13 protein-coding genes and 1 tRNA gene are annotated in these 10,708 nt (G+C 32.9%); 5 read left to right on the top strand and 9 right to left on the bottom strand.

Going from position 1 to position 10,708, the window contains the following annotated elements:
• Window positions 1-185 precede the first annotated feature (185 nt).
• Window positions 186-267: transfer RNA gene (locus RTY06_RS09805), tRNA-Leu, on the bottom strand.
• Window positions 268-384: 117 nt separating this feature from the next.
• On the bottom strand, window positions 385-1,152 hold the full coding sequence (locus tag RTY06_RS09800; protein WP_312824569.1) for an MBL fold metallo-hydrolase: 768 nt from the start codon (window positions 1,150-1,152) through the stop codon (window positions 385-387).
• A gap of 54 nt (window positions 1,153-1,206) precedes the next feature.
• Between RTY06_RS09800 and RTY06_RS09795 the strand changes: the two genes are divergently transcribed.
• Genes RTY06_RS09795 through RTY06_RS09785 form a run of 3 tightly spaced genes read left to right on the top strand, consistent with a single transcriptional unit; the run spans window position 1,207 to window position 3,604 of the window.
• On the top strand, window positions 1,207-2,631 hold the full coding sequence (locus RTY06_RS09795) for a TonB-dependent receptor (RefSeq protein ID WP_116037200.1): 1,425 nt from the start codon (window positions 1,207-1,209) through the stop codon (window positions 2,629-2,631).
• Between the two features lie 12 nt (window positions 2,632-2,643).
• Window positions 2,644-3,093, top strand: a complete 450-nt coding sequence (locus RTY06_RS09790) for a GAF domain-containing protein (protein ID WP_312824568.1) — start codon at window positions 2,644-2,646, stop codon at window positions 3,091-3,093.
• Window positions 3,094-3,127: 34 nt separating this feature from the next.
• The gene (locus RTY06_RS09785) at window positions 3,128-3,604 is read left to right on the top strand and encodes a hypothetical protein (RefSeq protein WP_312824567.1); all 477 of its coding nucleotides are present in this window, start codon (window positions 3,128-3,130) and stop codon (window positions 3,602-3,604) included.
• A 55-nt stretch (window positions 3,605-3,659) separates the two neighbouring features.
• On the opposite strand, the gene RTY06_RS09780 is transcribed toward RTY06_RS09785, so the two are convergent.
• The 7 genes from RTY06_RS09780 to RTY06_RS09750 all read right to left on the bottom strand — a co-directional run bounded on the left by RTY06_RS09780 (window position 3,660) and on the right by RTY06_RS09750 (window position 8,453).
• On the bottom strand, window positions 3,660-4,394 hold the full coding sequence (locus RTY06_RS09780; protein WP_312824566.1) for a helical backbone metal receptor: 735 nt from the start codon (window positions 4,392-4,394) through the stop codon (window positions 3,660-3,662).
• A gap of 156 nt (window positions 4,395-4,550) precedes the next feature.
• Window positions 4,551-5,129, bottom strand: a complete 579-nt coding sequence (locus tag RTY06_RS09775) for a DUF5606 domain-containing protein (protein WP_312824565.1) — start codon at window positions 5,127-5,129, stop codon at window positions 4,551-4,553.
• 101 nt (window positions 5,130-5,230) lie between these two features.
• A complete protein-coding gene (gene def / locus RTY06_RS09770) occupies window positions 5,231-5,803 on the bottom strand; it encodes a peptide deformylase (RefSeq protein ID WP_312824564.1) in 573 nt (190 codons plus the stop codon).
• On the bottom strand, window positions 5,800-6,213 hold the full coding sequence (gene ruvX / locus RTY06_RS09765) for a Holliday junction resolvase RuvX (RefSeq protein ID WP_312824563.1): 414 nt from the start codon (window positions 6,211-6,213) through the stop codon (window positions 5,800-5,802). Before ruvX ends, def begins: the two co-directional genes overlap by 4 nt.
• A gap of 134 nt (window positions 6,214-6,347) precedes the next feature.
• Window positions 6,348-7,187 carry a hypothetical protein gene (locus tag RTY06_RS09760; protein WP_312824562.1) on the bottom strand — a complete coding sequence of 280 codons (840 nt, stop codon included), beginning with the start codon at window positions 7,185-7,187 and terminating at the stop codon, window positions 6,348-6,350.
• 66 nt (window positions 7,188-7,253) lie between these two features.
• A complete protein-coding gene (locus tag RTY06_RS09755) occupies window positions 7,254-7,850 on the bottom strand; it encodes a hypothetical protein (RefSeq protein ID WP_312824561.1) in 597 nt (198 codons plus the stop codon).
• 90 nt (window positions 7,851-7,940) lie between these two features.
• Window positions 7,941-8,453: an RNA polymerase sigma factor gene (locus RTY06_RS09750; protein ID WP_312824560.1), complete on the bottom strand. Its 513-nt coding sequence runs from the start codon at window positions 8,451-8,453 to the stop codon at window positions 7,941-7,943.
• Window positions 8,454-8,969: 516 nt separating this feature from the next.
• Here RTY06_RS09750 and RTY06_RS09745 point away from each other — a divergent pair.
• Both RTY06_RS09745 and RTY06_RS09740 read left to right on the top strand, forming a co-directional pair.
• The gene (locus RTY06_RS09745; protein WP_312824559.1) at window positions 8,970-9,665 is read left to right on the top strand and encodes an ATP-binding cassette domain-containing protein; all 696 of its coding nucleotides are present in this window, start codon (window positions 8,970-8,972) and stop codon (window positions 9,663-9,665) included.
• A gap of 19 nt (window positions 9,666-9,684) precedes the next feature.
• Entirely contained in the window at window positions 9,685-10,650 is a 966-nt protein-coding gene (locus RTY06_RS09740) for a hypothetical protein (protein ID WP_312824558.1), read from the top strand.
• Window positions 10,651-10,708 lie beyond the last annotated feature (58 nt).

The following is a 10,708-nucleotide window of genomic DNA, read 5'->3' as shown; positions in this document are numbered from 1 at the left end:
CATCAACCAAAGTTAACACTTTCTATATTTCTCCCCAACTTTTGAGATTGATCCGCTTAAATTCCTTTTTTGAATAACAATAATATATAAACCCACTTGAAAAGGTGGGTTTTCTTTTAGTATTATAGGAAATATTTATAAATGAAAAAAACCATAATTAGAAGTCTAATTATGGTTTTATTCTGTACCCAGTGCCGGAATCGAACCGGCACATCTTTCGATACTAGAGTTTGAGTCTAGCGCGTCTACCAATTCCGCCAACTGGGCTGATGTTTGTTTCAAATTGGTGTGCAAATATAGGACTATTTTTCAGTTTACAAAAGTGTTTTTGTATTATTTTTTAATTTAATTCTTAACAATCTGTAAATCAAAAAAATAATTTTACTAAAATTTTATTTCCAATCCATCATAAGCCAGATGAATGTTGTCTGGAAGCTCGTTTTCGACTTCTTCGTGGAATCCCAGATGATGGCTGATGTGAATTAAGTACGTTTTTTTTGGCTTAAGTTCTTCTACCAATTCCAAAATCTGAGGCAAAATAAAATGAGAATGATGAGGCTCTGTTTTTCTAAGACAGTTAATAATGAAAAAATCGAGGTTTTTTAGTTTCTCTTTTTCCTTGTCATCAATCTTGCTTGCATCTGTAATGTAAGCAAGATTTTTAAATTTAAAACCAAGAATATTAATCTCAGAATGGATAATATCAATCGGTTGAACTTCTACTTCATTGAATAATTTAAAATTCTCCTCGATTTCAAATAGATCAAAACTGGGGGCGCCAGGATATTTTTGTTCTGTAAAAGCGTAAGGGAAACGACTTTTTATTTCTGCCGAAACTCTGGAATTACAATAGATTGGCATCGAAGCTTTGTTCTTGAAAATCAAAGGTCGCAAATCATCAAGACCGATAATATGATCATTGTGCTCGTGAGTTATCAGGACAGCATCAATTTGCTCCTCATTATTAGCCAACATTTGCTGACGAAAATCGGGTCCGCAGTCAATTAATATTTTTTTTCCGGAATCTGTAGTTACAAGCGCAGAAGTACGTAAACGCTTATCTTTTTGGTCTTTGGACAGACAAACAGGATGATGGCTACCAATAACAGGAATGCCTTGTGAAGTTCCGGTTCCTAAAAATTTTAAAAGCATTTTTGTATTTGCGCTGTTTTTGGTAAATTTACAAAATAAATCTAATTCTTCGTGATAAAGCCAAAACTTACCCCTAAGCAGAAAGCATTAGCCATTAATTTAGATTCATCCATCTACGGAACTTTTGCGGAGATAGGAGCGGGTCAAGAAACTGTAAGACACTTTTTTCGAGCTGGTGGTGCTTCTCAAACGATTGCAAAAGCGATGTCTGCCTATGATAAAGATTTCTCTGATGCAATCTACGGGAAAGAAGCCAAAAACCGATACGTAACACAGAACAGACTTCGTAAAATGTTACGTTATGAGGTAGCTTTGATTGAGGAAAGGATTCCGAGAGAAAAAAACCCGGGGAAAAAATTCTTTTCCTATGCTAATACGGTTACAACAATCAATTTTGACAAGACTTCAAAGGGACACGGCTGGGTAGGTATCCGTTATCAGAATGGACCAGACGAGGATTTTAATGAGATTGTGATTCACGTCAAATTTAAAGAGACTAATGCAACACTTCAACAGGAAACTTTGGGGAGCCTGGGAGTTAATTTGATTTATGGTGCTTTTTTCTACATTGATAATCCACGACTACTGATAGAATCGTTATATGATGACCTGTCTACTGATAGATTGGAAATTGATATGATTGATTTTAGTGGACCGGATTTCCAATTTGTGGATAATCGTCTGATGAGTCTTCAGTTGGTGAAATTAGGAATGACGGATGCGGTTATCTTTAATTCTCAAGGTAATAATATGCTTCCTGCAGATATTCTTTACAAGAAAAATATCTTTGCCGTAAGAGGTAGTTTCCGTCCTGTAACACGAGTTAATATTGATATGTTTGAACACGGTTTGGACATGTTCAATCAGGATAATGCTTGTGACCACGAGAATACACAGATTCTTTTCGAAATTACAATTTCAAATTTAAGAGCTGCGGGTGATATAGATGAAAGAGATTTTCTTGACAGAGTTGATATCTTAGGAAAGTTAGGTTATACTGTAATGATTTCCAATTTCTCCGAGTACTACCGAATGGTAGATTACTTCTCAACATTTACGAATCAACATATTGGTGTCGCAATGGGAGTTAATAACCTCTTGGATGTTTTTGATGAGGAATATTACAAAAATCTGCCTGGTGGAATTTTGGAAGCTTTTGGTAAGTTCTTCAAAAAAGATATGCGCGTCTATCTTTATCCTTACAAAGACCCGAAAACAGGAAGTCTGTTGACATCGGAGAACTTGAAAGTTCATGATAATCTGAAGGAGTTATACAAATATTTCAAACTCAATAAGAGAATTGTAGATATTACCAATTTCAATCCAAAATTCTTGGAAATCTATTCCAGAGAAATTCTTAAGAAAATTGTGACTCAGGAAAACGGTTGGGAAGAAGAACTTCCGGCGGGAATTCCGGAGATGATAAAAGACCGCCAAATGTTCGGATACAAAGAGCTAAGTTTTGACGGACTCAATTAATATTTCAAAAAAATGGTAGAACTTAAAAAAAGACTTTCATTCATTTTAGAAAGTCCTGAACACGATACAAATGCAAAACTTCTGAAAATCTGTCAGGTTTTGGATAAAGAAATTTCTTATTACAATTGGACAGGATTTTATTTCAAAAACGGAGATAAAGACGAGTTGGTTCTCGGTCCTTATGTTGGTGCAGTTACAGACCACGTGATTATTCCTTTCGGGAAAGGGATTTGCGGTCAGGTTGCGGTTTCTGGAGAAACGTTTGTAGTTCCGGATGTTTGGGCTCAGGATAATTATCTTTCTTGTTCTATTGATACAAAAGCAGAAATTGTAGTTCCGATTTTCAAAAACGGAGAAAATATCGGGCAGATTGATATCGACAGTCACTCAAAAGACCCATTTACCAAAGAAGATGAAGAACTTTTGAATTGGCTTTGTGAAGAAGTTGCGAAGGTTTTGTAGTAACCTTTTAAATAGTTGTTTTTTTTACAGACTAATGGAAAATGTTACCCAAAGAATTTTAAAATATAGAGAATGTATTAGGCAACTTTATAACAATTACTTTATAAATGTTGAATGGAAAGATTCTGAACATTATTTCGAAGAATATTTTGAAGAAATTAATGAAATCCTCTTTCAAAAAACAGTTCTTGATCAAATAGATTTAGAAGCAAAAATTTTCAAAAATAATAAGGAATTTTATGAAAATTTAAAAGTAATTCCAAATTATGGGCCTTTAGGATTTGAAACATTTTTTGCGCCTGCAAACCAACAGTTTACTGAGTGGAAGACATTGCAATTAAACTCGACAGAAAATGAATTTAGATTTATGTCTTTTTTTGATTGGACAACAGAAAAAATAATGGAAGTGCAATATGCAAGAGTTAGACTTCTCAATTCAAAAGAGTTTCCAGAATTAGTAGGTTATGATTTCTTATTAGAAAATTGGAATTCTGAATTTTATATCCTTTAAATTAGAAAATAACAATCATTAAAGCTTAAATTTATTTGTGACATTTGCTTGCGATTTAACTTTCGAAATTTATTTCCTCAAGCAACTCTCTATAATAATTTCCACATTTCGCCAGATGCGAACCATACCAAGAAAAAGCTTCGCCATCAACAATCCTAATTTTTGGATTCTTACAAACTTCTTGGATTTCCTCAATATGTTTTTCTCTGAAAGGAAAAGGCTCTGACGAAAGAAAAATCAAATCCGCTTCTTTCATATCTTCCAACTGAACTTCGGGATAACGTTTCTGGTTTTTAAACATATTTTCAAATCCTAATTCCTCTAAAATCCTCGAAATAAAAGTATCGCCACCAATTGTCATATAAGGATTTTTCCAAATCAGATAAGCGACTTTTAACTTCTTTTCAGGTTTCGGAATGTCAAAAGCTTCGTAAGTTTTTAAATTGAAGAATTGCGCTTTTTCTTCTTTGTTGAAAATATGTCCAAGTTGTTTGATAATGTAATAATTATCTTCAAGCGTTTCAATATTCGTTAATAGAACTTTGAAATCTTTCATCAATTCCTCAACTTGTTCTTTAACGTTTTCCTCTTTGTTGGCAATAATTAAATCGGGTTTTAATAATTTAATTTTTTCAATATTGAGGTTTTTTGTGCCGCCAATGATTTCAACTTTATTTACGATTTCTTTCGGATGAATACAGAATTTTGTCCGACCAATGATTTCGTCAGTCGTTAAACCTAAATCAAATAAAGTTTCCGTAATCGAAGGAACAAGTGAAACAACTCTCATAAATAAACTTACTTATGAAACGCTTCGACTCCGCTCAGCGTGACAATAATTAATTTCTCGAGATGTCAGTCTGAGGTTCTCGAGACTTTAAATATAAAAAAAACTCTCTCAAAAATAAACATTTCTGAGAGAGCATATAACTTTAAAGATTAATTATTAATCTTCTTTTTTAGTCGCTTTCTTTGCAGCAGGCTTTTTAGCAGCAGGTTTTTCAGCTTGAGCTTCTTCTGTTTTTTCAGCGGCCTTTTTTGCTGGAGCTTTTTTAGCTGCAGGTTTTTTCTCTGCTTTTTCTTCAAGTACTTTAGCTTCTTCGGCTACTTCAACAGCTGGAGCTTCTGGTTTTACAAAACTTTCTGGAGTGATATAGCCAGCTTTTTGAAGCAAGTTATACCATTGAGCTAGTTTTTTGATATCAGACTCATAAACTCTTTCAAGGTCATAGTTTGGAAGAGAAGCAGCCATAAAAGCTCTTAACTCTTCGCTAGAAGACTTGTGATTGATAGTTGGTTTGTAGTCGTAATTTTTTGCAATATTTTCAAAAACTTCGAACAAAGGAACTTCTTTATCAAAAGTGAACATTGCGATATTATCAAGAAGACTTACTTGGCTTGAGTTCGAGATGCTCGCTTTTTTCTTAGTAGTGATATCCTCAACGATAAAACCGTTTTTAAGTTGAGAAACCAATTTGAAGAGTCCTGGTTTTCCAGAGATTGAAATAATTTTTTCTAACTGCATTTTAATATTTTTCTTTAGTAGTATATTTTTTTATTTGTCGGTTGTCAAATGTAAAAAGTCGGTTGTAATAATACTTTGTACATTTTACTTTTTACAATTTTCTATTTTGGAAACCTCATTTTATAACTCACGGCAACTTCTCCGTTTGCTATTTTCTGAAGTTTTCCTTTTACGATTTTTTTCTTTAAAGCGCTCAAATGGTCAGTGAATAAGATTCCTTCGATATGGTCGTATTCGTGTTGGATTACTCTTGCTCTGATGTCAGAAAATGTATCGGTATGTTTAACGAAATTTCTATCGTAATATTCTATTTTAATCGTTGATTTTCTCTTCACATCTTCACGAACTTCTGGGATACTCAAACATCCTTCATTGAATTTCCATTCTTCGCCAGATTCTTCCAAGATTTGTGCATTGATGAAAACTTTTTTAAAATCTTTCAGTTCATCAGCGATATCTTCATAATCCTCATCTTCAGAAAGAGGAGAAACATCTACCACAAAAAGTCTGATGTCCAAACCAATCTGAGGCGCTGCCAAACCAATTCCGTTTGCACCGTTCATTGTGTCAAACATATTGTCGATTAGGGTTTGAAGCTCAGGATAATCTTTGTCGATATCGTGTGCTTTTTTTCTCAAAACGGAATCTCCGAATGCTCTAATTGGTAAAATCATCTCTTTTGGTCTAAAAAATTTTGCAACAATATTGTCGCGCTTACTTTGTCAATCAATCCTTTTTCCTGTCTCTGTTTTTTGTTTTTTCCGCTTTGACTAATGAAAAAAGAAGCCATTTTGGAAGTGAAACGTTCATCCAGACGATTGATTTTCTTCTCAGGAAATTCCTTTTCAAACACTGAAATAAATTTCTGAATCTCAGTTTCGATTTCGGACATATTTCCTTTCAAATCTGTGGGAAGTCCGATAACGATTTCGTCCACGTTGTTTTCAGAAAAATATTTTTTCAAAAAATCTACAAGTTTTGGAGTTTCAACTGTTGTCAAACCACTCGCAATGATTTGTAAGTCGTCTGTTACAGCAATTCCCGTTCTTGCTTTCCCGTAGTCGATGGCTAGGATTTGTCCCATAGGTTTGCAAATTTACAAAAATTTTCAGCTTATGAAAAATCAACTTTAAGATTATGACATAAGCGATTTGAAAATGCAATTAATGGTTTGTAATTGGAGAAATGATGATAAATTGAAAAATTAATTTTAATTTATTAATCTTGATTTTCAGGATGTCTTTTCTCTTGATCTTCATTGATTTTTTTGATGACATCAGTTAACATTATTGTCAGATTATTGGTTTTACTATTCCAAATACTGAAGTATTTTTTATTAACTACATTGTAACTTTCCCAATTGGTGAGATTTTGATAAAGCATCAATGTACAGATATCTGTCGGAGTCATATATGGCCAATCTTCTAAAACGTGTGAATGAACACCAGAAACTGTTTTGCCAACTTCATCATCAACGATCTTTTGAGTAATGAGCGATTTGTGCAAACGTTGAACTTTTTTGATTTCATTTTTTTTATCAAAGTCAATCAGATAATCATTACCAAACAAAACTAAATTGTTGTCGTTGTGTCCTGTTAAGATGTATACCTTTTTTGAGTTATTTCTAATTATGGGAACCAAATTAAAATTTGTGTTATTATAATGTTTAAAAATACTATCACTTTTTATCCTTTCAAGGGCTTTACTTCTAATTGTCGCATATTCGTTTTCAATATCTGTAAACTTACGTTCAGTTAAATCTAAGTTAGCATTTTGAGGTTTATAATTTGTTGGGAAAGCAATTGTTCCAATTACTTGATTAGCTTTGGAAAAAAATATACATTTTGGAACGCCTTCATCGATGTAAGAAAAATATCCACCGATATTTTCTCGATTCTGATAGTTTGCAAGAAAGACATCTGTTCCATACCAGCTTGCCATTTCGCTTCTGTAAAGAGTAATTCCTTCGTCCGTAATTTCTTTAGCTATTTTTTCTAAATTTTGAGCAGAAAGACTAATTGCCAAAAAAAGAAAGAACAGATTGTATAATTTTTTCATAGAAAAGTTTTTTCGAATTTAATGAATTTAAGTAAAAAAGCCTCACACATCTGCGAGGCTTTTATTTTAATCCATTTTCATTTCATCAACCAGTAATTTGATTTTATCGATATACTTTCCATAAAAATGTTTGAACCACCAGTTGCCTGCAAAGTATAAAACAAACAACCCAAACAAAATAGAAAGCAAAAATTTGAAAGCCAAAAGTCCATCTGTATATTCGTGGCTATATGGAATTGATTCGGTAATGATGATGATTTCGCAAACGAAAAAGGGAACAAAACTTAGATAAAACGAAAGATAATATTGCTTGTTCAATTCAAACTGGTGAAACAAATCTTTCAAAGAATCATACGTTCCCAAGGTAGGATTGCCGATGTCTTTGTAGAGTTTAAAGAATTTGCTAAAGAAAAAAACAGTTACCAAAGTCATAGAACCTACCAAAACTTCGATGTAAAGCCTAAAACGAAAGGGGATTTGGAAAAACCAAATTACAATAAGAATGATTGGTAAGAGAATAATGGTTGACCAAAATTCATTTCGCATATTCTTCCTGATTTTCTCCAGAGGCAGATGTATTTCTTTTTGTCTTTCCGTAGAAATTTCCGGTGTTTCGGAAACATCTTCTTTATTCCAAAGTGATTTAAGATTATCTAGATCCATATCTTTATAGTTGTAGGTTGATAATTAATAGTTGTCAGTTGATAGTTTTTGTTTGTCAGCCTGAGGCTCTTGAAGGCTATTAATTTTCTGTCAGGCTGAGGCTCTCGAAGTCTTTTTATTAATTAGTTCTTTCAGTTTTTCTTTCGCACGATTCAGTTTTACTCTTGCATTGCCTTCCGAGATTCCCATTTGTTCCGCCATTTCTTTTCCGGAAAAATCCTCCAGATAATAGAAAATCAAAGCCTTGTCAATTGGGTTTAGTTGTTGGATAGATTCGTACATCAGCTTTAGGTTTTGTTCATCTTCATAGTTGTATTCCTCTTCTTTTATTTTGTATAGCGAGACATCATCATTTTGGATAAAAGTTCTTCTTTTCTCAGATTTTAGGAAGATAATTGCTGTATTCAGAGCGATTCTGTAAAGCCAAGTTGAGAATTCTGACTTTCCTTCAAAACTCGAAAAAGACTTCCAAACCTGATAAACAATTTCTTGAAAAAGGTCATTCTGGTCATCACGATTATCCATATACATTTTAGAAATCTTGAAGATGATTCCTTTATGTTTATCGATTTTCTCTAAAAATTCTTTCTCAGACGAACCCATTTTTGTTTTAACTCTATTCGGTTAGTAATGATATCAAAAATTTGTTACAAAAAATAATTATTTATATTGATTTGGGCAGCTTAATCCGCCTTCCGCTCCCAATCTTTTCACTCCACTACGTTACGTAAAAAAGATTTCCGCTCAAGTCGGGCTGCGCTTCGCCAAGTTTGAACATTTGTTTTTCAAACAACATTTTCTCACTAATTGAAATCAAACAACATAATATTGTTATTCTGAAAGAAATCTAATGAGTTGGTTATCAGTGTTTAGTTTCTTCAATATTGATAAACAGAATGTTTCACTTGTATTGCTTTGATGAGTTTACGTCTTTGCGAACCTTAAAATATTTTCAATAAGTTCAAAAAAACTTTGCGGACTTTGCGTTCAAAAAATTACAATAATTTCTTCTTTTTAAATATTTTTTTGTTTCTCTTCACGTTAAAATAAAATCAATCAATTTTCATATTTTTGTAAAGATTAAAAATCACTCATAATTCATCACTTATAATTTACTCGATGTCTTTAAAAATTTCAGGACTTACAAAGCATTTCGGAGAGCAAGTTGCGCTCAATGATATCAACATCAATATCGCTAACAATGAAATCATCGGATTGCTCGGCCCCAACGGTGCTGGAAAATCCACCTTGATGAAATCCATCACAGGCGTCTTGAAAATCGATGAAGGTGAAATTCTCTTAGACGAAAAAAATATCTCCGAAAATGAAATCGAATCCAAAAAGAAAATCGGTTTTCTTCCGGAGAACAATCCGCTTTACAACGAGATGTTTGTAAAAGAATATTTGCAATTTGTGGCGAATCTTCATAACATCAAAAAAGAAAGAGTAGAACAAGTCATCGATTTGATTGGAATTACACCGGAAAAATCAAAGAAAATAGGTCAGCTTTCCAAAGGTTATAAACAAAGAGTTGGTTTAGCGCAAGCCATTCTTCACGAACCGGATTTATTGATTCTTGATGAACCAACCAACGGACTCGACCCCAATCAAATCGTAGAAATCCGAAATGTCATCAAAGAAATTGGAAAGGCAAAAACTGTGATTTTATCCACGCACATAATGCAGGAAGTAGAGGCACTTTGTTCACGTGTAATTCTGATTCATCAAGGAAATATAATTCAAGATTCTCCGATTTCAGAATTCAAAGGCAAATTTGCAAGTCTGGAAGAAGCTTTCCAAAGTTATACGGTTTAGTTTTTAAAGACAGATTAGAATGAGCAGAACTACAAAAAAAATTCTGATTGCTATTTTGATTCCGACAGTTTATGCCGTGATTTTAAGATTGCTTTTTGGAATAAAAACTTGGACTGACATTTTTTCAGTAATGTCAATCACATTTTTGTTTTGCCTGCCAACAATTGTTGGAGCATTAACGGTTTATCTTTCGGATTATGAAAAAGTAAAAAGTCTCACATATAGATTTTTTATGCCTTGGGTTCCTGTTTTTCTTTTTTTAGTAATTACAATGTTTCTTAAAATCGAAGGCTGGGCTTGTTGGTTGATGATTCTTCCAATATTTCTGATTGCCTCTTCCTTTGGAGGTTTAATTGGAGGTTATCTTAAGAATCGAAAAGGAAATTCAAATTTGAATGTTTCTCTTTTGGTATTGATACCATTATTAATTGGACCGGTAGAAAGTTTGTTTCAGAAAATTCCTGCAACATATACTGCTTACACTTCTATTGAAATTAATGCTCCGGCTGAAGTTATTTGGCAAAATGTGACCGCAGTTCGTAAAATTGATGAAAAAGATGATAAGGGTTATCTTAATCGAATAATTGGTTTTCCGAGACCTTTAGAAGCTGTCTTGAATTATAAAGGAGTTGGTGCTTACAGAGAAGCGAGATTTACAAAAGGATTAGTTTTTCACGAAACGGTAAAAGAATACGAAGAAAATAAAAGAATGCTTTTTAGTATTAAGGCTTATCCTTATGAGATTCCTTCTACAACATTGGATGAACACGTTGTAATTGGCGGAAATTATTTTGATGTTTTGGATGGAACTTATGAACTTGAAAAAATATCGCACAACAAATATAAATTAATATTATATAGCCGATTCAAACTCAATACAACATTTAATTTCTATTCAGGGCTTTGGGCAAAATGGATTATGAAAGATATTCAAAACAATATTTTGCAAATCGAAAAAAAACGTGCTGAGTCTGTGAAATCCTAATGTTAAAATAAATTTTTAATTAGGTTTTAAATCTTTGCGACTTAAAAATATTCTCAAT

The sequence above is a fragment of the Epilithonimonas sp. genome, from assembly GCF_032055105.1.
GTDB lineage: Bacteria > Bacteroidota > Bacteroidia > Flavobacteriales > Weeksellaceae > Epilithonimonas.
Note: the sequence above shows the minus strand (reverse complement) of the source record. Positions and strands in the feature narration are given on the sequence as shown.